This is a genomic window from Variovorax paradoxus (genome assembly GCF_009755665.1).
GTDB classification, from domain to species: Bacteria; Pseudomonadota; Gammaproteobacteria; order Burkholderiales; family Burkholderiaceae_C; genus Variovorax; species Variovorax paradoxus_G.
Genome location: NZ_CP046622.1, coordinates 4151811 through 4174651 on the forward strand (window position 1 = coordinate 4151811; position 22841 = coordinate 4174651).

The 22841-nt window shown below is 64.9% G+C and carries 19 protein-coding genes and 1 tRNA gene; 12 read left to right on the forward strand and 8 right to left on the reverse strand.

Annotation, left to right across the window (positions count from 1 at the left end; translation table 11 throughout):
• The first annotated feature begins 39 nt into the window (after positions 1-39).
• Together GOQ09_RS19335 and GOQ09_RS19340 are read left to right on the forward strand one after the other, a co-directional pair.
• On the forward strand, positions 40-1059 hold the full coding sequence (locus GOQ09_RS19335; protein ID WP_157614998.1) for a class 1 fructose-bisphosphatase: 1020 nt from the start codon (positions 40-42) through the stop codon (positions 1057-1059).
• A 24-nt stretch (positions 1060-1083) separates the two neighbouring features.
• Positions 1084-1159: transfer RNA gene (locus GOQ09_RS19340), tRNA-Thr, on the forward strand.
• 76 nt (positions 1160-1235) lie between these two features.
• Here the strand turns inward: GOQ09_RS19340 and GOQ09_RS19345 are convergent.
• Positions 1236-2105 carry an HNH endonuclease gene (locus GOQ09_RS19345; RefSeq protein ID WP_157614999.1) on the reverse strand — a complete coding sequence of 290 codons (870 nt, stop codon included), beginning with the start codon at positions 2103-2105 and terminating at the stop codon, positions 1236-1238.
• Between the two features lie 404 nt (positions 2106-2509).
• Here GOQ09_RS19345 and GOQ09_RS19350 point away from each other — a divergent pair, with 404 nt between their 5' ends.
• The 5 genes from GOQ09_RS19350 to GOQ09_RS19370 all read left to right on the forward strand — a co-directional run bounded on the left by GOQ09_RS19350 (position 2510) and on the right by GOQ09_RS19370 (position 10562).
• Positions 2510-2923 (forward strand): nucleotide pyrophosphohydrolase, encoded by a 414-nt coding sequence (locus tag GOQ09_RS19350; RefSeq protein WP_157615000.1) that lies wholly within the window; start codon positions 2510-2512, stop codon positions 2921-2923.
• Between the two features lies 1 nt (position 2924).
• Positions 2925-4802 (forward strand): DUF2075 domain-containing protein, encoded by a 1878-nt coding sequence (locus tag GOQ09_RS19355; protein WP_157615001.1) that lies wholly within the window; start codon positions 2925-2927, stop codon positions 4800-4802.
• A gap of 649 nt (positions 4803-5451) precedes the next feature.
• Positions 5452-6408 (forward strand): bifunctional enoyl-CoA hydratase/phosphate acetyltransferase, encoded by a 957-nt coding sequence (locus GOQ09_RS19360; protein WP_157615002.1) that lies wholly within the window; start codon positions 5452-5454, stop codon positions 6406-6408.
• 171 nt (positions 6409-6579) lie between these two features.
• The gene (locus GOQ09_RS19365; protein ID WP_157615003.1) at positions 6580-9582 is read left to right on the forward strand and encodes a transglycosylase domain-containing protein; all 3003 of its coding nucleotides are present in this window, start codon (positions 6580-6582) and stop codon (positions 9580-9582) included.
• Between the two features lie 50 nt (positions 9583-9632).
• On the forward strand, positions 9633-10562 hold the full coding sequence (locus tag GOQ09_RS19370; protein ID WP_157615004.1) for an SMP-30/gluconolactonase/LRE family protein: 930 nt from the start codon (positions 9633-9635) through the stop codon (positions 10560-10562).
• Positions 10563-10577: 15 nt separating this feature from the next.
• Here GOQ09_RS19370 and GOQ09_RS19375 read toward each other — a convergent pair whose 3' ends face one another.
• Entirely contained in the window at positions 10578-11546 is a 969-nt protein-coding gene (locus GOQ09_RS19375; protein WP_157615005.1) for a LysR family transcriptional regulator, read from the reverse strand.
• An 86-nt stretch (positions 11547-11632) separates the two neighbouring features.
• Between GOQ09_RS19375 and GOQ09_RS19380 the strand changes: the two genes are divergently transcribed.
• The gene (locus GOQ09_RS19380) at positions 11633-13126 is read left to right on the forward strand and encodes an MFS transporter (RefSeq protein ID WP_157615006.1); all 1494 of its coding nucleotides are present in this window, start codon (positions 11633-11635) and stop codon (positions 13124-13126) included.
• Positions 13127-13174: 48 nt separating this feature from the next.
• Here GOQ09_RS19380 and GOQ09_RS19385 read toward each other — a convergent pair whose 3' ends face one another.
• Together GOQ09_RS19385 and GOQ09_RS19390 are read right to left on the reverse strand one after the other, a co-directional pair.
• Positions 13175-14368, reverse strand: a complete 1194-nt coding sequence (locus tag GOQ09_RS19385; protein ID WP_157615007.1) for an acetate/propionate family kinase — start codon at positions 14366-14368, stop codon at positions 13175-13177.
• A 53-nt stretch (positions 14369-14421) separates the two neighbouring features.
• Positions 14422-15324: a LysR substrate-binding domain-containing protein gene (locus tag GOQ09_RS19390; protein WP_157615008.1), complete on the reverse strand. Its 903-nt coding sequence runs from the start codon at positions 15322-15324 to the stop codon at positions 14422-14424.
• Positions 15325-15433: 109 nt separating this feature from the next.
• Here GOQ09_RS19390 and GOQ09_RS19395 point away from each other — a divergent pair, with 109 nt between their 5' ends.
• Both GOQ09_RS19395 and GOQ09_RS19400 read left to right on the forward strand, forming a co-directional pair.
• The gene (locus tag GOQ09_RS19395; RefSeq protein ID WP_157615009.1) at positions 15434-16351 is read left to right on the forward strand and encodes a dihydrodipicolinate synthase family protein; all 918 of its coding nucleotides are present in this window, start codon (positions 15434-15436) and stop codon (positions 16349-16351) included.
• 72 nt (positions 16352-16423) lie between these two features.
• Entirely contained in the window at positions 16424-17383 is a 960-nt protein-coding gene (locus GOQ09_RS19400; protein ID WP_157615010.1) for a Bug family tripartite tricarboxylate transporter substrate binding protein, read from the forward strand.
• Positions 17384-17397: 14 nt separating this feature from the next.
• Here the strand turns inward: GOQ09_RS19400 and GOQ09_RS19405 are convergent, their stop codons facing one another.
• Positions 17398-17949, reverse strand: coding sequence for a peroxiredoxin-like family protein (locus tag GOQ09_RS19405; protein ID WP_157615011.1), 552 nt, complete (start codon positions 17947-17949; stop codon positions 17398-17400).
• On the opposite strand from GOQ09_RS19405, the gene GOQ09_RS19410 reads away from it, so the two are divergent.
• Complete coding sequence (locus GOQ09_RS19410; RefSeq protein ID WP_242630884.1) at positions 17929-18789, forward strand: helix-turn-helix domain-containing protein; 861 nt, start codon at positions 17929-17931, stop codon at positions 18787-18789. The two genes, GOQ09_RS19405 and GOQ09_RS19410, sit on opposite strands and share 21 nt — an antisense overlap.
• Before the next feature lie 65 nt (positions 18790-18854).
• Positions 18855-19202 (forward strand): GFA family protein, encoded by a 348-nt coding sequence (locus GOQ09_RS19415; RefSeq protein WP_157615012.1) that lies wholly within the window; start codon positions 18855-18857, stop codon positions 19200-19202.
• Here the strand turns inward: GOQ09_RS19415 and GOQ09_RS19420 are convergent.
• Genes GOQ09_RS19420 through GOQ09_RS19430 form a run of 3 tightly spaced genes read right to left on the reverse strand, consistent with a single transcriptional unit; the run spans position 19174 to position 22639 of the window.
• Positions 19174-20475, reverse strand: a complete 1302-nt coding sequence (locus tag GOQ09_RS19420) for an SAM-dependent methyltransferase (protein ID WP_157615013.1) — start codon at positions 20473-20475, stop codon at positions 19174-19176. The two genes, GOQ09_RS19415 and GOQ09_RS19420, sit on opposite strands and share 29 nt — an antisense overlap.
• Positions 20472-21266, reverse strand: a complete 795-nt coding sequence (locus GOQ09_RS19425) for a DUF1365 domain-containing protein (protein ID WP_242630885.1) — start codon at positions 21264-21266, stop codon at positions 20472-20474. Before GOQ09_RS19425 ends, GOQ09_RS19420 begins: the two co-directional genes overlap by 4 nt.
• Positions 21263-22639, reverse strand: coding sequence for an NAD(P)/FAD-dependent oxidoreductase (locus GOQ09_RS19430; RefSeq protein ID WP_157615015.1), 1377 nt, complete (start codon positions 22637-22639; stop codon positions 21263-21265). The genes GOQ09_RS19425 and GOQ09_RS19430 overlap by 4 nt, the downstream gene beginning before the upstream one ends.
• Positions 22640-22841 lie beyond the last annotated feature (202 nt).

Here is a 22841-nt window from a genome sequence, read left to right on the forward strand (position 1 = left end):
CACAACATCGAACCGAATCGAACCCAATACAGGAAGCACATGGCTTATCAACAACAGAAGATCTCCCTCACCCGCTACCTCGTTGAACAGCAGCGCGCCGACGGCCTCATTCCGGGCCAGCTGCGCCTGCTGCTCGAAGTGGTGGCCCGTGCCTGCAAAAGCATCAGCCAGGCCGTCAACAAGGGCGCGCTGGGCGGCGTGCTCGGCACCGCCGAAAGCGAAAACGTGCAGGGCGAAATCCAGAAGAAGCTGGACATCATTGCCAACGAAGTGCTGATTGAAGCCAACGAATGGGGCGGCCACCTGGCGGCCATGGCCAGCGAAGAAATGGACAGCATCTACGTGGTGCCCAACCGCTACCCTCAGGGCGAATACCTGCTCATGTTCGACCCGCTCGACGGCAGCAGCAACATCGACGTGAACGTGAGCATTGGCACCATCTTCAGCGTGCTGAAAAAGCCCGACGACACCCCCGGCGTGCAGGAAGCCGACTTTTTGCAGCCCGGCACCCAGCAAGTGGCCGCCGGCTACTGCATCTACGGCCCGCAAACCACCCTGGTGCTGACCGTGGGCAACGGCGTGGCCATGTTCACGCTAGACCGCGAGCAAGGCAGCTTTGTGCTCACACAGGAAGACATCCAGATTCCGGCCGATACCAAGGAATTTGCCATCAACATGAGCAACATGCGCCACTGGGACGAGCCCATGAAGCGCTACATCGACGAGTGCCTGGCCGGCAAGGAAGGCCCGCGCGGCAAAGACTTCAACATGCGCTGGATTGCCAGCATGGTGGCCGACGTGCACCGCATCTTGATGCGCGGCGGCGTGTTCATGTACCCGTGGGACAAGCGCGAGCCCGAAAAGGCCGGCAAGCTGCGCCTGATGTACGAGGCCAACCCCATGAGCTGGCTGGTGGAGCAAGCCGGTGGCGCCGCCACCAACGGCAAGCAGCGCATCCTGGACTTGCAGCCCACCAAACTGCACGAGCGCGTGAGCGTGATGTTGGGTTCGCGTAACGAAGTCGAGCGTTTGACCAAGTACCACACCGAAAAGGCCTGACGGGTTGCTATAATCCGAGGCTTCGCCGGTGTAGCTCAGTCGGTAGAGCAGCTCATTCGTAATGAGAAGGTCGGGTGTTCGATTCATCTCTCCGGCACCAAAACTAGAAAGCCCCTGATTCGCAAGAGTCAGGGGCTTTTTGCCTGTTGACCCGCAGATGGGTCGTGGACACGAAATCAGGCTGGACCAGCCGCCTCAAGAACCTGCAGCCTTTCCTTCAACGTCAGATTTTTTACCTGCGCATGCTCTCCATAGTGCACTTCTCGATGACAGGCTGGGCAAAGCGCTGCAACAAACTGCGGGTGATCAGGCCCTCCGTCAGACAACCGCGTGGTGTGGTGCGGCTCTAAGTAAGGCCGGCCATCGTTTCGGGTGAAAGGTGCGGGCGACTCGCAAAGCTCACACTTCCCAGCCGCACGTTGCAGGACATAGTCGCGCACCGCGCGGCTACGTTCATAAATCGTCCGGCTCCCCTTCTTGTTTTCTTGCGAGCCAATAACTTCGGACGCGGCAATAGCTCGATTTCTAGACTCTTGAAGCGTCACGTCGTCCACGGGTGGCTCTGCGGAGGCAAGCTCAAGCTGCTCCAGACGGGCAAGGGGTACTAGCCGAAAAATAATCGCATTTCGGGGCTTTCCGTCCACATCAGCCGCAATGACCCAGTCATGATCCTGATAAACGAACTCACCAAGATATTTTTGCCCCTTGCCTTTTCCAATGACGCGGAACAGGTGCAGCGCTTTGCCCTGGCTCGAGTGGTTGAGAACCGCTAGGTTGCCGCGGACAAACTTCATGTCGCCCTTCTGCCCTTCACCGAAGTAAAAGAAGGTGCCGTCCTCGTCGAATCGATCAGCGTAGCCATAGCGCTCACCACTTCCCGTAAACAGGAACGTCACTGGTGCCCGCGCAGAGTTGGAGATCCCGCTCTGCCCTCCACCGCCAAACGCCGAATGGAGATCCTGCGAGCGGCGATAGACGCGTCCCAAAACAAAAGATGGGAGCGCCGCGGCGATTGAGAAAACAGAAGAGATTTGTTCGCTCGGCATTTCAATTTGCCAAGGAATTGATCTGCAACCGCCAATCGGGCGTCAGTTCTGCAACTTGGAAAAGGTCAAGTCGAGCCCGCACTTCGCGACTTGCACAGAAATTGTCGTTCATCACCCGAACAAATTAACGATTGGTGACATACTTTAACTTCGATCCTCGGTCGTAGTTAACCATCGTTTCGTTGAGTCGTTGTTTTTAGGTCCCTGGACTCCGTAACCAGCCCACCCGCGGACGTAGAACGCGTCGCTCCACCCAATTTGCTTCAACAATGTGAAATAGCAGAGGGCGTCTCTAGATACACTTGTTTCATGACCGAGCCGGACCTACGCACCTATTTCCTGCAACCTGAGTCAAGACCGTTCACTCGCACCTCATTGGCGATGGGCAATAGGAGAGCTTCAACATGACCGATGCCGTTGACGCAACGTCAGGCACCGCGCTTGTCGACTTGGCACAGCTCGCAGCCCGCTTAGAGCAGTTTGCAGACGAGCGCGATTGGGCGCAGTTCCACTCGCCCAAGAATTTGGTGATGGCCCTGACGGGCGAAGTCGGGGAACTGAACGAAATCTTCCAATGGATGTCGGAGGCCGCTTCCAAAGATGCCGGTCGAGACGTCCAGACGGCTAGGGCCGTGCAAGACGAGCTTGCGGACGTTCTGCTCTACCTCGTCCGCCTCTCTTCAGTCTTGGGGATCGACCTCGATGCCGCGGTTCAGCAGAAGCTGAAGGACAACGCCATGCGATACCCCGCAGAAAAGGTTCGGGGCAGCAGCAAGAAGCACGGCCAACCGGAATCCGACGAGTCCGGGAAGAACTGACGTGATCGTCTACCAAGCCGATAAGAAGCAGTTTCTCAGCGACAACAACGACAGAGACATCGAAGACGTCATCCTGGCCAAGTACACGACTGCTACCGGCCGAAGGGTACCGGCGGCGGAGATGCGGTCATGGAAGGAATCGCTGGGGTACATGTCCCGGGTTCTCAGCGCTTCGGATATTCCTGATGACGTCGGCGTTGCAGTCGAGCTTCATATTCCGCAAAGCTCTAAGCGCATCGACATCAGCCTGACCGGCCGAGGTCACGACAACTCGAAGAATGTCGTGCTCATCGAGCTCAAGCAGTGGGACAAGGTGAAGCCTTCGACCAAGGACGCACTGGTCAGCACATATCTTGGTGGGGGGCACCGAGAGGTCGTTCATCCTTCGTACCAAGCGTGGTCCTACGCCTCGTTGATGGAGGGTTTCAACGAAGCCGTCTACTCCGGCGGTATCTCGGTTCAGGCCTGCGCGTATCTGCACAACTACGAGCGCGACGGTGTCATCGACTCGGACCACTACGCCGGCTATATCGAGAAAGCGCCGCTTTTCTTGCGGGGGGAGACCGAGCGGAGCTTGCTGCGCAACTTCATCAAGCAGCACATCAAGTTCGGCGACCCGAGCGTGCTCTACGAATTGGTGAATGGCCGAATCAGGCCGTCGAAGGCGCTTAGCGAGAGCCTTGCCGGCCTGCTGAGGGGAAACGCCGAGTTCATCTTGATCGACGACCAGAAAGAGGTTTACGAGAACATCTTGGCTGCTGGTCGAGCTGCATCGAGCGCGAGCCCCAAGGTCGTGATCGTCGAAGGCGGCCCGGGAACTGGCAAGACCGTTCTCGCCATTAACGCACTCGTCGCCCTAATGGGTGCTGGCTTGAACTGCAAGTACGTTTCAAAGAACGCCGCGCCCCGGCGCGTGTACGAAACCAAGCTTGCAGGCACGATGACTCGCACTCGCTATTCAAATCTCTTTACGGGCTCGGGTGGCTTCATCGATACGCCGAGCGACACGTTCGATGTGCTGATCGTGGACGAGGCTCACCGCCTGAACGAGAAGAGCGGCCTGTACGGCAACCTCGGTGAGAACCAGGTCAAGGAACTCATCGCCGCAGCCAAGTGCACGGTGTTTTTCATCGATGAAGACCAACGCGTGACGTTGAGCGACATCGGCACTAAGAAAACCATTCGCGACTTTGGTATTGGCAAAGGCGCGGAGGTGTCGGAACACGAGTTGGCCTCTCAGTTCAGGTGCAGTGGTTCGGACGGCTACATCGCGTGGCTGGACGACACGCTCGACGTTCGGCAAACAGCGAACAAAATGCTCACTCCCGCTGAGTTCGACTTCAAGGTCTTCAGCACGCCCGACGAGCTTCACGCATCGATCGCAGAGAAGAACAAGTCAGGCACCGCCCGCGTTGTCGCTGGTTATTGCTGGCCATGGACCAGCAAGAAAGACCCCAAGACTTTCGACATCGTCATTGGCGAGTATCGAAAGCGATGGAACCTCGATGTCGATGGGAGCCTTTGGATCATCGCGCCAAACTCGATCAACGAGGTTGGTTGCATCCACACCTGCCAAGGTCTCGAGGTGGACTACATCGGCGTGATCATCGGACCGGACTTGATCGTGCGTGATGGGCTCATCAAGACAGTGCCGAGTGCGCGGGACCGATACGACAAGACCTTGCGTGGTTACAAGGTTCGGCTTAAGGCAGATCCGAAGAAGGCTACCGCGGAGGCGGATCTGATCATTAAGAACACCTACCGCACGCTGATGACGCGCGGCATGAAAGGGTGCTACGTCTATTGCAGTGACGAAGAGACCGCGAACTACTTTCGTGCACGACTATCGCCGGGATCGCTGGCTACGACACCGCCGTAAGGATCGACGTCGGCAGTGGCATTCACTGGATCATTCGCGCGAGTTCCGCTCAGCACCTCTTGAGTAAGCCGGACGGCCTCAGTTGCGAGATCTGCCGCAATCCACATGATGTTGTCCCGATGCTTCGCCCCAATCGCATCGAACCACTCAGCCCCATCCCCATAGCAGCAACTCAGCAGAGATTGCAATTGGGACAACTTGTTCTCAAGAACGTCCGCCGCGTCCTGCTGATGGATTGCGTGGTCGGATGCGGGCGTGTTCCGCCCGGTGATAATTCGATCAGCCACTTAATGTGCGCCTTCCAAGGTGTTGCACGTTGATTGGTCAGACGGCCATGGTGTTAGCGCACCTTGGCCGTCGCCTTTTGTGCCTCACATCAACATCGCTGCGGTGTGCATTGCGATGTCTTGCCGTGAGGCGCGGCAGTCGTTCAAATGTAAGAACAGAAGCGCCCCATTGGTGGCCTCGACGCAGTGGATGCAGTGAACAAATCGAGCATCGGCCCAACTTTTCCCACATCAGCAAGGCAATCAAGAAATCGCACGCGCCACGGCGCGGTTGGTCGAAACGCTTTGCTGAGCAGCAGCAAGCAACCGGATTCCAACCAACTGCTGCAAACTCTCTGAACCGCACAAGCTCCGGAGCCCGCATGCCCCTCTCATCCCCCCCGCCTCCCACCCCCCACTACGACCGCCTCATCACCGCAGCCCGCGCCCTCCCACCGCTGCGCGTCGCAGTCGTCCACCCAGCCGACGCCGTCTCCCTCGAAGCAGCCCTCGCTTCAGCCGCACTCGGCCTCATCGCCCCCACGCTCATCGGCCCGCGCGCAAAGATCGAAGCCGCGGCACGCGAGGCGAATGCAGACCTTTCCAACATCCCCATCGTCGATGCTCCCCACAGCCACGCCGCAGCCGATGCCGCCGTGGCCATGGCCTTGCGCGGCGAGGTCGATGCGTTGATGAAAGGCAGCCTGCACACCGACGAGCTGATGGGCGCGGTGGTGCGGCGCGAGGGCGGGCTGCGCACGTCGCGGCGCATCAGCCACTGCTTTGTGATGGACGTTCCGGGGCACCCGCAGCCGCTCATCATTTCTGACGCGGCCATCAACATTGCGCCCACGCTCGATGAAAAGGTCGACATCGTGCAGAACGCGATCGACCTTGCGCATGCGCTGCAGATGCCTGCGGTGCGGGTGGCGATTCTCTCGGCCACTGAAACGGTGAGCACCAAGGTGCCTTCCACGCTGGATGCGGCGGTGCTGTGCAAGATGGCCGACCGCGGGCAGATTACCGGCGCAGAGGTCGACGGGCCGTTGGCCATGGACAACGCCATCGACGCGGAGGCGGCGCGCATCAAGGGCATCGTGTCGCCGGTGGCGGGCCGCGCCAATGTGCTGATCGTGCCCAGCCTCGACGCGGGCAACATGTTGGCAAAGAGCCTCACCTTTCTGGGCGGGGCGTATGCGGCGGGCATTGTGCTGGGCACGCGGGTGCCGGTCATCCTGACGAGCCGGGCCGACTCGGAGCCGGCGCGCCTGGCCTCTTGCGCGGTGGCGTCAATGCTGGCCAAGGCGGGGCGCGAGCGACTCATCAAGGCGGTGGGCTGACGCCTGTTTTTCAAAGCCCGGCGGCAACCCGCATTTGTATGCCGGCACACCGCGAACCCCCAATAGGTAGTTCTCCCTCGTTTCAGGCTGCCCCGCACCACCCAAACTGCTGCCAAAGGCGCATCATCGCCTTGAGCGAACCCGCGTTGCAGACTGTGTGCGAGGCAGAGCATGACAAGGTTCAAGAAGGTCTTCTGGATCGGCACTGGGCTCGCCGTGCTGGGTGCGCTCGGTGCCTTTCTGGTGGTCGATGAGCTGAAGACCTCGCGCCTGCAATCCGCCTTGTGGCGCGACTTTTCCGCCGGCGCCACCTTCAGCGTCGATTCGGGTCCCAGCAACGCCATTCGCTTTCCCCAAACTGGGCCGTACGACGAGCGGATGGGCTATCACGATCTGCCCCGTTTCATCGAGCGGCTCGGGCCGCATGGCTTCACCATCACCCGGCAGGCGCGCATGTCGCCTCGCCTCATCGAGCTGCAGGAGCACGGGCTTTTTACGCCCTACCGCGAAAAGAACCAGGCCGGCCTTACGGTGCGCGACTGCCGAAACACGGCGCTGCTGCACACGCGGGTGCCGCAGCGCGCCTACGAGCGCTTTGAAGAGGTGCCGCCGCTCTTGGTGAGCAGCCTGCTGTTCGTCGAAGACCGCCACCTGCTTGACGCGGAGCCGCCGCAGCGCAACCCGGCGCTCGACCCGGAGCGCTTTGCCAAGGCCGCAGTGGAGCACGGGCTGCGGGTGTTCAGCCCCAGCCAGTCGGCCACGGGCGGCAGCACGCTGGCCACGCAAATCGAAAAGTACCGCCATTCGCCGCACGGCCGCACGGGATCGGTGCGCGAAAAGCTGCGGCAAATGGCGTCTGCATCTGTGCGCGCCTATCAAGACGGGGACGACACGCTGGCGCGGCGCCGGCAGATCGTGGTCGACTATCTCGACACGGTGCCGCTGGCCGCGCGCCCCGGCATGGGCGAGGTGCACGGCATGGGCGACGGGCTGTGGGCCTGGTACGGGCGCGACTTTCGGGAAGTGAACCGCCTGCTGGCCGACCAGGCGGAGGGCGCCGCCCCCACGCCCGATGGGCTGCGTCGCCAGGCGCAGGCCTTCAAGCAGGCGCTGTCGCTGATGATTGCGCAGCGCCGCCCGTCGCAACACCTGCTGGGCGACGGCGCAAGCCTGGGCCGGCTCACCAACAGCTACCTGCGGCTGATGGCCGAGGCGGGCGTTATTTCGCCCACGCTGCGCGATGCGGCGTTGCCCCTGCCCTTGCACCTGCGGCCCGAGCTGCCCCCGACCGCGCGGCCCGACTTTGTTCAGCGCAAGGCCACGAGTGCGCTGCGCACCCACATCTCCACCCTGCTCGACGTGCCGCGCGCCTACGACCTGGAGCGGCTCGACCTGGAGGCCGAAACCAGCCTGGACGGCGAGGCGCAAGCGCTGGCGGCACAGGTGCTGGCAGGGCTGCGCACGCCGGCCGCGGCCAAGGCGGCGGGGTTGTACGGCCCGCACCTGCTGGATGCGGGCGCAGACCCGAGCCCGCTGGTCTACAGCTTCACGCTGTTCGAGCGTGGTCCCCAAGGCAGCCTGCTGCGGGTTCAGGCAGACAGCATCGACCAGCCTTTCGACGTGAACCAGGGCGCGCGGCTGGACCTTGGCTCCACCGCCAAGCTGCGCACGCTGGTGAGCTACCTCGAGCTGGTGGCCGAGCTGCACGCCAGCTGGGCCGGATTGGGCACCGCGCAGCTCACGGCACTGGCTCCCAGCCCGCGCGACCCGCTGGGCGTGTGGGCGCGGCAGTACCTGCTGCGCGCCAAGGACAAGCGCCTGGCGCCCATGCTCGAAGCAGCCATGGAGCGCAAGTATTCGGCCAACCCGGGCGAAGCCTTCTTTACCGGCGGTGGCCTGCACCAGTTCGAAAATTTCGAGCGCTCGCGCAACAACGAGTTCATTACCGTGCGCGAAGGCTTCAAGCATTCGATCAACCTGGTGTTCATTCGCCTGATGCGCGACGTGGTGCGCCACCGCATGTTCGGCGGCGAGTCAGACGCCGAGCAACTGCTCAAAGACCCAACCGACCCGCGCCGGCGCGAGCTGCTCGTGCGCTTTGCCGACCGTGAGGGCTCGGCCTTTCTGATGCGCTTCTATCGCAAGTACCAGCGCCTGCCGGCGGCCGATGCCCAGGCCTTGCTGCTGCGCGGCGTGCGGCCTTCGGCGCCGCGCCTGGCCAGCGTGCTGTTCACCGTGGAGCCAGATGCGGACGAGACCCGGCTCGAAGAACTGCTTTCGCAGAAGCTGGGCCGCGGATACGACGGCTCGCCGCGCGAACTGCGTGCGCTGCGCACCACCTACGCCAACCTTTCGCTGGCAGACCGCGGCTACGTGGCGCGCGTGCATCCGCTGGAGCTGTGGCTGGTGGGCTATTTGCGAAAGCACCCCGGTGCCACGCTGGCCGAGGTGCTGAACGCGAGCACCAGCGAACGCCAAGAGGTCTACGCCTGGCTCTTCAAGACGCGCCACAAGAGCGCGCAAGACACGCGCCTGCGCGAGCTGATCGAGATCGACGCCTTCGCGCAAATCCACCGCTCGTGGCAACGCTTGGGCTATCCGTTCGAATCGCTCACACCTTCCTACGCAAGCGCCATCGGCGCATCGGGCGACCGGCCGGCCGCGCTGGCGGAGCTCATGGGCATCATCGCCAGCGACGGCATGCGCCACCCGGTGCAGCGCGTGGGCTCACTGCACTTTGCGCGCGACACCCCTTACGAAACACGGTTGGAGCCGCGCAACGCCGGTGCCGAGCAGGTGCTGCCCGCAGAGGTGGCCGCCACCGTGCGCCAAGCGCTGGTCCAGGTGGTGCAAGACGGCACGGCCCGCCGCCTGAAGGGCGTGCTGGTGGATGCGGACGGCCGCGCGCTCGAAGTGGGCGGCAAGACCGGCACCGGCGACCACCGCTACGGCCACACCGGCGGCGGGCGCAAGTCTGCGGAGCGCAAGATCAGCCGCTCGGCCACCTTCGCGTTCACCATTGGCGACCGCTACTTCGGCACCATCATGGCCTACGTGCACGAGCCCCATGCCGCGCGTTACACGTTCACCAGCGCGCTGCCGACGCAGCTGCTCAAGTCGCTGGGGCCGCAGCTGCTGCCAGTGCTGGAGCGCAGCGGCTGCGGCGGCGACTGAAACGCAACCGCGGGTGTAAAAAGGCGGCCCAGCAAGAGAAAGGGCCTCCGATGCAAATCCGCGAACTCGCCACCGGCCTGCAGTTTCCCGAAGGGCCCATTGCCATGGACGATGGCTCTGTGCTGCTGGTTGAAATTGCACGCGGCACGCTCACGCGAGTGCGGCACGACGGCTTGGTGCAGGTGGTGGCCGACCTGGGCGGCGGCCCCAACGGCGCCGCCATGGGGCCGGACGGCGCGGTGTACGTGTGCAACAGCGGCGGCTTTCGCTGGCATACCGAGGCCGATGGGTGCCACCGCCCGGTGGGCCAGGCCGAAGACTATTCGGGCGGGCGCATCGAACGCGTGAACCTTGCCACCGGGCAGGCCGAGCGGCTCTACGACATGGTCGAGGGCTTTGCGCTTCGTGGCCCAAACGACATCGTGTTCGACGCGCAAGGCGGCTTCTACTTTACGGACCTGGGCAAGACGCGCGAGCGCGACATGGACCGCGGCGGCGTGTTCCATGGCCACAGCATCGGCAGCGCCGTGCATGCGGTCGTGCGGCCGGCGATGACGCCCAACGGCATCGCGCTGTCGCCGGACGGCCGCACGCTCTATTACGCGGAAACCGAAGGCGCGCGGCTCTGGGCCTTCGACATCACGGCGCCCGGCCGCCTGCGCAAGGACGGCTGGCCCTCGCCGCACGGTGGCCGCATGCTGTGCGCATCGCCGGGCGGGCACTACCAGCGCTTCGACTCGATGGCGGCCGATGCGCTGGGCAACCTGTGCGTGGCCACGCTGCTGCACGGCGGCATCACCATCGTTGCGCCGGACGGCAGCACCTGCGACCACGTGCCGCTGCCCGACCGCTACACCACCAACATCTGCTTTGGCGGGCGCGACATGCGCACGGCGTACGTCACGCTATCGGGCAGCGGGCGGTTGATTGCCATCGATGACTGGCCCACGCCGGGGCTCAGGCTGAACTTTCAGGCCTGACGCCGCACGGCCTCGTTACACCACACGCTTCTTCGCAGCGCCGGTCAGCGACGTGACGGACGGCACAATCCAGCGCCGGTCGTCAAGCAGCCGCCGAATGCTTTCGCGCAACCACCGATGCGCCGGATCGACATGGTGGCGCGGGTGCCATGCCATGCGCAGCGGCTCCGAATGCACTGCGACGGGCAACTCGAAAATGCTGAGGCCCAGCGAACCGGCCATGCCCCGTGCGGTGCGCTCGGGAACGCTTGCAACAAGCTCGGTGCGCGAGGCGGCAATCAACGCCGAAAAGGTGCTTGGCACCAGCAACGCCAGTTGGCGCTGCAGACCCAACTGGCCCAACGCCGTATCCACCGGCGACGGCTCGCCCTCGCGCGGCGTAACGCCAACGTGGCGTGCATCCGCATACCTTGCAGCCGTCATCGGCGTTTTCTTCAACCCCTTGAGCAGCGGATGCCCCGCGCGCACCGCGCCCACCAATGTTTGCTCTGACAGCACCTGGGTTTCGGTTTCAGGGTCGGTGCCTCTGAAGCTGCCCACGTCCAGGTCGATGCGGCCTTCGCGCAACGCGCCGGGGTCGGCGTAGGTTTCCGGCAGAAACTGGAGCGAGGCCAGCGGCATTTCCTCTTCCAGCGTCTGCGACACGCTGGCCCCGAACACCACGGCAATGCCTTCGGGTGCACGCACAACGAAGCGCCGCCGCACTGCCGCCAGGCTTTGTGCATCTGCCGGTGCGCGCAATGCCTGTGCTTGCGCGAGCAAGGTGCGCACTGGCTCTGCCAGCGAAAGGGCGCGCGGGGTGGGCACCAGCTTGCGGCCGGCGCGCACCAGGATCGGATCGCCAAACGATTCGCGAATGCGTGCCAGGGTGTGGCTCATGGCAGGTGTGCTCAGGTGCATGCGCGCGGCGGCAGCCGTCACGCTGCCGGTGGACAGCAGTGCATCGAGCGCGGTCAACAGATTGAGGTCGTATGTGTTCGCCATACGAAATCATATGTTCAATATGTTGCACTGTACAAAATGATTGTGGCTGCGGACACTTGCGCCCCCTCCCCTGACCGAACGGTTTCATGAAAGCCCTGCGCACCTCTTCGCCCCTGCTGCCCTTTGCCATGCTCGTGCTGACGCTCGTCCTGGCGGCGCTCGACCAAACGATTCTTTCCACCGCGCTGCCCGTCATTTCACGCGAACTACCGGGCGCCTGGCCGCTGGCCTGGGTGTTCTCTGCCTACCTGCTGGCCGCGACGGTGGTCATTGCGCTGTATGGGCGCTTGGCCGACGTGCTGGGCAAAAAGCCGATGCTGCTGTTGGCAATCGGGCTGTTCCTGGCCGGGTCACTGGCCTGCGGGGCGAGCCAGGACGTGCAGCAACTGGTGCTTGCACGGACGCTGCAAGGTGCGGGCGGCGGTGGCTTGATGACGCTGGCCATGCTGACGGTTCCCGACCTGTTCGCGCCAGAACAGCGTGGCCGCTACCAGGCGCTGCTGGGCGCGGCTTACGGCGTATCGACGATGTTCGGTCCGCTGATTGGCGGCGCACTGGTTGAGCACCTGTCGTGGCATTGGGCTTTCTGGATGAACGTTCCGCCGGCGGCGCTGGCCTGGGGCGTGCTGGCATCGACGCTTCCATCGAAGTCCTCCGCCGCGCAACCGCCAGCCACGCAAGAGCGGCAGCGCATGTCCATCGACTGGCTCGGCGCAGCGCTGCTCACGGCCGCTCTTGTTCTGCTTCTGCTGGCCACCCAGCAGGGGCAGCTGAATCTGCCAGAGCGCGTTTCGCTGTGGCTTCTGCTGGCGCTGGGAGCTATGTTCACGCTGGCTTTTGTCTGGCGTCAAAAGCGAGTTGCGCACCCCTTGCTGCCGCTGTCGCTGTTCGCGCGCCCCGCCTATGCGGCCGTCAGCTTCATCGGAACAGCGACCGGCGTTGCGCTCTACGCCGCTGTGGTGTTCCTGCCGCAGTACCTGCAAATTGGCTTGCATCTGTCGCCTACAGGCTCCGCATGGCACCTGCTGCCGTTGATGGCCGGCATCACTCTGGCGGCCGTCACCAGCGGCAAGCTGCTGCGCGCACAGAGGCCGGCTGCTTCAATAGCGCGTGCGGCTTGCATGCTCATGCTGCTGTCCTTCGGCCTGATGGCGGGCGTGCTGCACTGGCTGCCCGCGAGGCCCTTGGCGTTGTCGGCCGCGCTGTTGCCGTTGGGGCTCGGGCTGGGGTTGCTCTTTCCTATCGTCACCGTGGTGGCACAGCGCGTTTCGCCGGCGCAGCACATGGGCATTGCCACAGCGGCGCCCGTCATGCTGCGCAGCCTTGGCGGCGCCGCGGGCGTGGCACTGCTGGCAGCACTGCTCGCGCACCTGATGAAGCGCGAACTTGCCGCACCGGGTGCACTGTCGCGCGGTGCGGCGGCAGACGCCGTGGCGGCCGCGCTGGCCCACGGGCTGCAATCGGTGTTTGGTTGCGCCGCAGCGGCCGTTCTTCTTGCGCTGGTTGCTACGAACTGGCTGGTGCAAAAACAACCGCGCGAAGGTCTTGCGAAAAACGGTCTTCTGAAAGCGACGCCGTAAAGGCAGCTTCGATCTGGGCGTGCATCATCGGGACAGCGAACGCCCCGTCTACTGGCGCAGCACCCGCGCGGTGTGCCGCGCAATCACGGCCTCTTCATCGGTCTTGAACACCCAGGCGCTCACGGGACTCTCGGGCGTGGTCAGCCGCGTGGCGCCTTCGGCATTGGCAGCCGCATCGACGTTCACGCCCAACCAGTCGCATTCTTCGAGAATGCGCTCGCGCAGCGCGGCGGCGTTTTCGCCGATACCACCGGTGAAGACGATCGCATCGACACCGCGCAATGCCGCGGCAAGGCTGCCCATGTGCTGAAGCACCTGCTCCGCAAAGTGCGTGATGGCATCTGCGGCCTCTGGCGCCGTTGAAGCCTCGAGCTCGCGCATGTCGCTGGACACGGCTGAAAGGCCCAGCAGGCCCGACTCGCGGAACAGCAGCTTCTCCACCTCGTCCGCCGACATGCGGCGCGAGCGCATCAGGTACAGCACCACGGCCGCATCGAGCCGGCCGCAGCGCGTGCCCATGGTGAGGCCGTCGAGCGGAGAAAAGCTCATCGTGGTGGCCACCGATCGACCTTGTGCCATGGCGCACATCGAAGCCCCGTTGCCCAGGTGCGCGACGATCACGCGCTGTTGTGCGAGCTGCGGCGCATGCTCGGCGAACTGCGCGACGATGGATTCATAAGACAGCCCGTGAAAGCCGTAGCGGCGCACGCCCGCATCGTGCAGCGCGCGCGGCAGCGCGAAGCGGCGGTTTACATCGGGCTGCGTGGCGTGAAACGCGGTGTCGAAGCACAGCACCTGCGGCACGCCGTTGAAGGCCTGCATGGCGGCGCGTACGCCCGCAAGGTTGTGCGGCTGGTGCAGCGGTGCCAGCGGCTCCAGCGCGGCCAGTTCGGCAAGCACCGACTCCTTGGCGCGCACCGGCTCCATGAAGCTGCCGCCGCCATGCACGATGCGATGGCCCACCGCGGCAATGCGGCTGGCGTCGTGCTGACGAGCGTGCCACTCAAGCAGCGCAGCCAGCGCGCCCTTGTGCGAAGCCTGGCTGCCTTCGAGCGCGGCGTCGTGCAGCATGCCGCCGCTTGCATCGTGCACCCGCAGCCTGGGCTTGAGGCCAGCGCCAAGACCATCGGCCTGACCCGACCAACGTGCGACCGGGAGCGAGCCGTCGCCCTCGGCCGCGTCGAACAGCGCGACCTTGATCGATGACGAGCCGGCATTCAGCGTGAGCAGCGAATCGGTCATGAAAAAGAGTGTTGAGGCGGGCCCGTTTTCTCGGACGATCGTACAAGAAAGCCCTACGGCCTTGCAGGGGCCGGATACGCCTGCTGGATGAGCATGCGCAGGGTATCCGCAACGCCATGCCGGCCGCCGCGCCGCCACGCCAGGTGCAGCTCGACGTCGAAGCCGCCCGCATCCTGCAGCGGCCTGAACACCACGCCGGCATAGCGCAGCCTGTGCGCGGAGTGCGGCACCACCGCCACGCCCACGCCCGCGTCCACCAGCGACAGTATCGAGTGCGTGTGGCTCAGCGTTTGCACTACCTCGGGCGCAACGCCTTCGGCACGCAGCCGCCCGGCCACCAGCTCGTAAAGGTAGCGCGACTCCGACGGGCAGAACTCGATGAAGGCCTGGCCTTCGAGCGCGCCCAGCGGTATCGATTCAATCTGCGCCAGCGGGTGCTCCGCCGGTACGGCAAGCACAAAGGGCTCGCGGAATATGGCGGCCGATTCGGTAAAGCTGCGCGGCGCAAACGGGCGCACGATGCCCAGCTCGATGCGGTCGGCGCCAATGGCCTCGATCTGGTCGGCGGTCTGCATTTCGCGCAGCATCACCTGCACGTCGGGCAGCTGGGTCCGCACCGTGGCCAGCAGCTGCGGAAGCATGGTGAAGCTGGCCGCGGGAATGAACCCCATGGTCACGCTGCCGGCATCGGCGCGCATTGCGCGGCGCGCGGCCAGCGTGGCGGCCTGGCTGCGGCGCAAGATGTCTTCGGCCTCTCGCAGAAACACTTCGCCGGCGGGCGTGAGCCGCACGCTGCCGCCGGCCCGCTCGAGCAGCAGCACGCCCACTTCATGCTCCAGCAGCTGGATCTGCCGCGTGAGCGGCGGCTGCGTCATGTTCAGCGATGCGGCGGCGCGGCCGAAGTGCAGTTCGGTGGCAACGGCCACAAAGCAGCGGAGTTGGGTGAGCTGGAACACGATTCAAATCTTGGATGGCGGCATCCCATGTATGGATTGGACGCTGTTGCCGGTGGCTCCTAGAGTAGCCGTTCTCCGCGCTCCATTCCTTTTCCATTCCTTATTCGACATGAGTTCTTTCCAAGGCCGCGCGTTGCGCGAGGCACTCAACGGCATCTCCGGCATTCTGGTAACGCCCTTCGACGCCAGCGACGCCATCAGCGTTGCACCGCTCAAGCCGGTGGTCGACCGCGCCGTGCAGGCCGGCGTGCATGTGCTGGTAGCCAACGGCAACACCAGCGAGTTCTACGGCCTGCAGGCGCACGAGGCCGAGCGCATGGTGCATGCCACAGCCGAATGCATTGCGGGCCGCGTGCCCCTTTTGGCCGGCGTGGGCCGCAGCGTTCATGAAGCCTGCGCACTGGCGCGCGCCTCGCGCCAAGCCGGCGCCGACGCGCTGATGGTGCACCAGCCGCCCGACCCTTTTGTTGCGCCGCGCGGCGTGGTGGCGTACCTGCGAAAGATCGCGGATGCGGCCGACGGCTTGCCGATGGTGCTGTACCTGCGCAACGAGAACATCGGCCTGGCCGCCATCGAGGAGCTGTGCCGCATACCCGAGATCGTGGGCGTGAAGTGGGCCTCGCCCACGCCGCTGGTGCTGGCCGAGGCCATGCGCCGCACCGCCGACCGCCAGCTGGCCTGGGTGGGCGGCCTGGCCGAGGTGTGGGCGCCGCCCTTCTACGCCGTGGGCGCGCGCGGGTTTACGTCGGGCCTCATCAACGTGCTGCCGGAGCGCTCGGTGGCCATCTACAACGCGCTCGAAGCGGCCGACCATGCGCTGGCCATGCGGCTCATCGGCGAGATGCTGCCCTTCGAAGAGCTTCGCGCGCAAGAGAACAACGGCACCAACGTGACCGTGGTGAAGACCGCGCTGCAGTTGATGGGCAACGACTGCGGCGCGACCCGCCCGCCATCGGCCTGGCCGTTGACGGACCACCAGCACCGGCAGTTGCATGCGCTCATGTCGGGCTGGAACCTGCTGCGCTGATCTCTTCGGGCAGTGCGCGCATTCGAAGTTGCCGCTCTCTTTTCTCTCTCCATAACTATTAAGGACAAACCAATGAACCATCGCCGATCGCTCCTGGCACTTGCCATGCTTCTTCCGCTCTGCGGCGCCGCCAGCGCGCAGAACTTTCCCGCGCGGCCCATCACCATCGTGGTGGGCTCCAGCGCCGGCAGTGCCACCGACGGGTTGGCGCGCGCCATAGGGCTGGAGCTGACCAAGGAAACGGGCCAGCCCGTGATCGTCGACAACCGGGCCGGCGCGTTCGGCGGCATTGCGGCGCAGTTTGTCGCGCGTGCCCAGCCCGACGGCTACACGGTGTTCATGACCACCAACACCACGCAATCGGCCAACCCGCATCTGCAGAAAAAGCTCTCGTACGACCCCATCAAGGACTTCGCGCCGGTGTCGCTCTTGACCAAGGGCTATCAGCTGCTGGTGGTGAACCCGCAGGTCAAGGCTAACAACGTGGCCGAACTGATTGCCGCCGCCAAGGCTGCGCCGGGCAAGCTCAACTACGGCTCGGGCAGTTCGTCCGCGCAAGTGGCCACCGAGCTGTTCCAGCAGATGACGGGCACCCGCTTCAACTACGTGCCCTACAAGGCCAACCCGCCGGCAGTGCTCGACCTGGTCGCGGGCCAAACCGACCTGATGATTGCCGACCTGGCCACCACCCTGCCCCACGTCAAGGCGGGCAAGCTGCGTGCACTGGGCGTGAGCAGCCCCAAGCGCCTGCCGCTGGTGCAGGGCGTTCCGGCCATTGCCGAATCATTGCCCGGCTACGAGTTCGGCTACTGGAACGCGCTCTACGCGCCCGCCGGGACGCCGGCTCCGGTGGTGCAGCGGCTGAACGCTCTCATGCACCGCGCCATCGAAACGCCCGCTGTGCAAAAGCTGGTCGAGCAGGCCGGCATGGAAGCCGCGCTTTCCACGCCCGAAGAGCTGGCGCGGTTCCAGCTGGCCGAACTCAGCCGCTGGGGCCAGATCATCAAGACCGCGGGCATCGCCGCGGAGTAACCAGCGCTCGCTAATCAGGCCGGCTGCTCCTGCAGCGGGCCTGTGTACTCGCCCCTGGCCGGATAGCTGTTCTTGATGACGAAATCCAGCGCCTGCACCATCTCCGCGAAGTTGGGGCGAACGAAAGGCATCGACTGCACCGAGAGGTAATAAACGGTGTTGTCGGGCCTGATGAGGAAAAGGCCCGGCTCTGAAAAAAGCGCCGGCTCCTCGATCCCGATGGACGTCTTGCCGCGAGATGCCGAAACGTAGAGGCCCCACTCCCTGGCCTTTGCGAGCGAAAGCCCGTAGCCGATTCGCAAGTTGGCTGCGCCGATTTTCTCGGCCATGGCGCGTGCGCGTTCTTCGCCGTCCGAGCTGATGGCGATGGTGCTGACGCCGCGCTCGGCGAATGACGGCGTCAGCCGCTCCAGCTCCTTCAGGTAGGTGGCGCAAATCGGGCAATGCAGGCCCCGGTAGAAGCACAGCAGCGTCATTCGTTCGGGTGCGTCGTCGGCCAGGCGAAAGGGGCCGCCGGCGAGCGTATCGAGCACGAGTTCCGGGGCTTGTTGGCGTGGCATCAGCATCTGGGTCTTCCTTTGAGTTGGTTGCAAACGAGGCTCAAAGATCGCATGCTTGCGATCATGAAGAGTCCAGATTCCATGATTCAAAGTCCAAAGCCCGCCAAAGCGGACAGACTTGCGGCATTTATCGAAGTGTTCAAGCTGCGAGTCGCCGTGCTCGCCGAGCCTCACACGCGCGGACCGGTGTTGCTGCTCGCGGGCGCAGATGGCGAAGCCGGTGCCCGGGTGGTCTTTCGATTGCATGGCTCCAGCGCGTTGCCGCCTGATGTGCGTGTTGCGGCGCATGTCGATTTCGACAACGACACCAACCCGCTAATGAGCGCCATGCCCGACGAGATATCGGTGCCCCTGCAGGAGTCGCTCGCGCTGGAGGCCACCGCCAAGGCATTTCTTTCCGAGGCCATTGAAAGCCGCTGCGGCCGCAGCGCAGCCCTGAACCGGCTGGCCGAAGTGCTCATGCTGATGGTGCTGAGAAGCGCGATCGACACCGGTGCGCAGAAGCCGGGCCTGCTTGCCGGGCTTGCGCACCCCGCACTGCATCGCGCGCTGGTGTTGATTCACGAGGCGCCGTCGCGGCAATGGACGGTGGACGACCTGGCGGATCTAGCGGCCATGTCCAGGAGCGCATTCATGTCGGCGTTTCGCGCAACTGTTGGAATGACGCCGATGGCGTACCTGAGCTCCTGGCGGCTCACGCTGGCGCGCCGGCACCTGGCGGCCGGAGAGGCCGTGAAGTTGACTGCGCGGCGAGCCGGCTTTGGGAGCGCCGCGGCTTTTTCGAGGGCGTTCTCCAGGGCCTATGGGCACGCGCCGGCCGAACTGAAACGTGCCGCCTCCGCTTGACAATACCGCCGCATTCATCCAATACTCAACCCAACGGTTAACTGTTGGACGAGAGGACACCGCGCATGAAATACCAGGGAAGCTGCCACTGCGGCCGCATCAAGTTCGAGGCCGAGGGCGAGATCACTTCGGCCCTGTCGTGCAATTGCTCCATGTGCCAGCGCAAGGGCACGCTGATGTGGTTTGTGCCGCGCGGCAACATGCAATTGCTCACGCCCGAAGAAGACACCAGCGTCTACCTCTTCAACAAGCACGTGATCAAGCACCGCTTCTGCCCCGAGTGCGGCATTCATCCCTATGGTGAGGCCAAGGCTCCGTCGGGCGAGCCGATGGCGGCCATCAACCTCCGCTGCATCGAAGGCATCGACTTGCAGGCGATACCGGTCACGCAGTTCGACGGGCGATCGGTATAGGCGCGGCCGGGCTCGGCGCGTGCTTCAGCGTGAAGAGCCCCACATCGACCCGCCCCGACAGAAAGCCCGCCTCGCAGTAGCAGAGGTAGTACTCCCACAGCCGCTTGAACGAGGCGTCGTAGCCCAGCGGCTCGATGGACGGCCATGCTGCAAGAAAGCGGTGCCGCCATTCGGCGAGCGTGGCCGCGTAGCTGGCGCCGAACGATTCGGCGCACTCCAGCGCGAGGCCCGCGCGGGCAGCCTCGGCCTCGAGCGCGCGCACCGTCGGCAGCATGCCGCCCGGAAATATGAAGCGCTGGATGAAGTCGGGGCTGCGGCGGTACTGTTCGAAGTGCTGGTCCGCAATGGTGATGACCTGCACCACCGCCGTGCCGCCCGGCGCCAGCCTCTCCCGCAGTGTGTCGAAGTACACCGGCCAGTAGCGCTCGCCCACCGCCTCGAGCATTTCGATGGACACGATGCGGTCGTAGCGGCCCTGCACGTCGCGGTAGTCCTGCAGGCGCAGGTCGATCTGCGTTGACAGCCCTTCTTCCTGCACGCGCTGCTGCGCATGCGCGAGCTGTTCGGCGGACAGCGTGAGCCCCGTGACCTGCGCACCGTGCCGCTGCGCCAGCGCGAGTGCGAGCGCGCCCCAGCCGCATCCGATCTCGAGCACCGAGTCATGGGGCGCCGGTGCAAGCAGTGCAGCAATGCGGTCGATCTTGGCCGCCTGCGCCTGCTCGAGCGATTCGTCGCCCGTGGCGTACAGCGCGCTCGAATAGATCAAATCGGCATCGAGCCACTGGGCATAGAAGGCGTTGCCCATGTCGTAGTGAAAGGAGATGTTCTGCCGGCTACCGCGGCGCGTGTTGGCGCGCATGCGGTGCACGGCGCGGCCGAACCATTTCGCGGGCAGCGAGGCTTCGAAGACGCGGCCCCAGCCGGCTTCGTTGCGAATGCCGAATTCGAGCAGTCCCGTCAGGTCATGGCTCGACCAGTCGCCATCGCGATAAGACTCGGCAAGGCCGATGTCACCGCGCAGCAGCATGCGCGCGAGCGGCCGCCAGCGGTGCAGCCTGATGGCGGCATGCGGGCCTTCCGCCGCGCCGCGGCCTTCCAAGCGCTCGCCGTCGGGCAGTTCCACGGCAATGCTGCCGCAATGCACGCTGCGCAGCAGACGCGCCAGCAGCCGCCGCAGCGGCTGACGAATCCAGGACGTTGGAGCAAGCCCCGCGGGTGAACCGAGCACTGCGGCCTCGAGGCCGCTGGACGTGGAAGAAGTTGAATTGCTCATGAGTCCTTGGTTCCAGCGATGGTGACCGGCTTCGCGGGCGCGGGTGGGCAAGAGCGGAAGCGCGCGCCCTTCACCCACAGCCGCAGGGCCTCCCAGTGAATGGCGGCGATGACCTTGAAGGTCAGCAGCGGGTGGGAGAAAAAGGCCAGCGCAAGCGACGCATCGCCCAGCGGGCGCCGCCGGGCATCGAAGCTAGCGGTGAGCACTGCGCCTTCCGCGTCGCACGCGGTAATGCCGATGCGTAGCCCCTCGCGCTCTGCATCAGGCGGCTCCACGCGAAAGTCGTAGCGCATGTCCAGATCGAGAAACGGCGACACATGAAAGTGCTTGGCGCACTGCTGCGCGATGCGCTCCCCGTGGCGCTCGGCCTCGTTCACCGCAATCAGGTAGCTGTGGCGCTGGCCGAATGTGTTGCTCACTTCGTAGAGCACCGCCTGCAGGCCGCCATCCGGGTGGCCGCAAAAGTACACGCTGAGCGGATTGAATGCGTAGCCCAGGATGCGCGGCATGCTGAGCAGGTGGATGGCGCCGCCCGTGCGCAGGCCCGCGGCATCGAGCTGGCGCTCCACATAGGCACGCAGCGCCATGCCGTCGCCCGCGCCGTAGTCGCTTTCGTGCAGGCTGAACAGGTTGAAGCGGTTGAATGAAAAGAGCCGCAGCCTGCGCGAAAGCGCCGGCAGTTCGTCGACATCGACCAGCAGCGAGAACACGCGGTAGCCCAGCCGGTGGCGCGCCGGGCGCAGCCGCTGGTGCGTTGCGCGGCCAAGATAAAGGGCGGAGCCTTGCTTCAAGCAGCCTCCGCCGCAGCGGCCGGGCGCAGCTTGATGCGGCCCGATTCGTTGGGCACGTTCCATGGGCGGCGCACGCCGCCCAGCGCCTCGGCCACGGCCAGGCCGGCCTGCAACCCGTCTTCATGGAAACCCGATCCGAAGTAGGCCCCACAGAACCAGGTGCGGCGCTGCCCCTGCAGCGACCACAGCTCGTCCTGCGCACGCATGGCGGCCGAGTTGAAAACCGGATGCTCGTACACCTCGCTGCCGATCAGGTGCTCGCGCGCCGGCTCGTGCACGGGGTTGAGCGTGAGAAATAGCGGCGTGCTTTCCGGAATGCCCTGCAGCCTGTTCATCCAGTAGGTCACGCACAAGGCGCCGCAGCGGCTGCGGTCGGCCATGTAGTTCCAGCTCGACCACACCGCGCGGCGCGTGGGCATGAGGCTGGGGTCGCTGTGCAGCACGGCGCGGTTGCGGCTGTAGCCGAAGGCGCCGAGCAGCCGCATTTCTGCGCTGCTTGCGTCCGGCAGCAGGCGCAGCGCCTGGTCGGCGTGGGTGGCCAGCACCACGTGGTCGAACCGCCTTGGCGGCCCGGCGCCTTCGGTGCGCACAAGAACGGCGTCGGCCTCGCGCCGCACCTGAACGGCGGCAGTGTCCAGCCGCAGCCGATCGCCCATGCCGTGGGTAAGCCGCTGCACATAGCGCACGCTGCCGCCCGCCACGGTGCGCCACAGCGGCCGTCCGCCGAGCCTGAGCAGATGGTGGTTCTCGCAAAAGCGCACGAAGGCCTCTGTGGGGTAGTCGCCGATCCGCGCGGCGGGGGTCGACCAGATGGCGGCCGCCATCGGGTACAGGTGGTCTTCCCTGAAGGCCTGGCCGTAGCCGCGCGCGTCGAGGTAGCAATCGAGAGGCAGCAGGCCGTAGTGCGCCGCATCGCCCGGCGCCTGCCGGTAAAACCGCACCAGGTCGTACAGCATCGACCAAAAGCGCGGCCTCGGTAGGTTGGCGCGCTGCGCGAACAGGCCGCCCAGGCCGCTGCCCGAATATTCCAGCGCACCGTTGTCCAGGCTCACGGCAAACGACATTTCCGCAGGCTGCGTTGCCACGCCCAGGTGCGCGAACAATGCCGTGAGGTTCGGGTAGGCCGATTCGTTGTAGACGATGAAGCCGGTGTCCACAGGGGTGACCCCCGCCACGCTCGCGACCTGCACGGTGTTGCTGTGGCCGCCGGGCCGGCTGTCGGCCTCGTACAGCGTGACCCGGTGCCGCTGAGACAGCAGCCAGGCGGCCGAAAGCCCTGAAATGCCGCTGCCGATCACTGCAATATCGAGCGCCGGCCCGCCAGGAGCCTCGATGAGCGACGCTGGCGTGTCGGGGGCTGCTGCAATCGTCATGGGGGCTCCGAAAGGAAGATGTGGCAACTTGTACGCAGCCACGGCGGATTTGGATTTGCCGCCATTACAGCGAACCGCTGTGATCTAATGCCGCCGGCGGTGCGTAAGAGCAGCATGAACACCGTCCGACAAACCACGGCACCGGTCTCCTCGCGCGTTCGACCGCGAGCACCTTGGCTGTCGATCGTGACACTGCATCAAG

Bases quoted from the DNA above. Each gene is read 5' to 3' on its own strand.
- GOQ09_RS19335 (WP_157614998.1), top strand. From the start codon at position 40: ATGGCTTATCAACAACAGAAGATCTCCCTCACCCGCTACCTCGTTGAA.
- GOQ09_RS19345 (WP_157614999.1), bottom strand. From the start codon at position 2,105: ATGCCGAGCGAACAAATCTCTTCTGTTTTCTCAATCGCCGCGGCGCTC.
- GOQ09_RS19350 (WP_157615000.1), top strand. From the start codon at position 2,510: ATGACCGATGCCGTTGACGCAACGTCAGGCACCGCGCTTGTCGACTTG.
- GOQ09_RS19360 (WP_157615002.1), top strand. From the start codon at position 5,452: ATGCCCCTCTCATCCCCCCCGCCTCCCACCCCCCACTACGACCGCCTC.
- GOQ09_RS19365 (WP_157615003.1), top strand. From the start codon at position 6,580: ATGACAAGGTTCAAGAAGGTCTTCTGGATCGGCACTGGGCTCGCCGTG.
- GOQ09_RS19370 (WP_157615004.1), top strand. From the start codon at position 9,633: ATGCAAATCCGCGAACTCGCCACCGGCCTGCAGTTTCCCGAAGGGCCC.
- GOQ09_RS19375 (WP_157615005.1), bottom strand. From the start codon at position 11,546: ATGGCGAACACATACGACCTCAATCTGTTGACCGCGCTCGATGCACTG.
- GOQ09_RS19380 (WP_157615006.1), top strand. From the start codon at position 11,633: ATGAAAGCCCTGCGCACCTCTTCGCCCCTGCTGCCCTTTGCCATGCTC.
- GOQ09_RS19385 (WP_157615007.1), bottom strand. From the start codon at position 14,368: ATGACCGATTCGCTGCTCACGCTGAATGCCGGCTCGTCATCGATCAAG.
- GOQ09_RS19395 (WP_157615009.1), top strand. From the start codon at position 15,434: ATGAGTTCTTTCCAAGGCCGCGCGTTGCGCGAGGCACTCAACGGCATC.
- GOQ09_RS19400 (WP_157615010.1), top strand. From the start codon at position 16,424: ATGAACCATCGCCGATCGCTCCTGGCACTTGCCATGCTTCTTCCGCTC.
- GOQ09_RS19405 (WP_157615011.1), bottom strand. From the start codon at position 17,949: ATGCTGATGCCACGCCAACAAGCCCCGGAACTCGTGCTCGATACGCTC.
- GOQ09_RS19415 (WP_157615012.1), top strand. From the start codon at position 18,855: ATGAAATACCAGGGAAGCTGCCACTGCGGCCGCATCAAGTTCGAGGCC.
- GOQ09_RS19420 (WP_157615013.1), bottom strand. From the start codon at position 20,475: ATGAGCAATTCAACTTCTTCCACGTCCAGCGGCCTCGAGGCCGCAGTG.
- GOQ09_RS19430 (WP_157615015.1), bottom strand. From the start codon at position 22,639: ATGACGATTGCAGCAGCCCCCGACACGCCAGCGTCGCTCATCGAGGCT.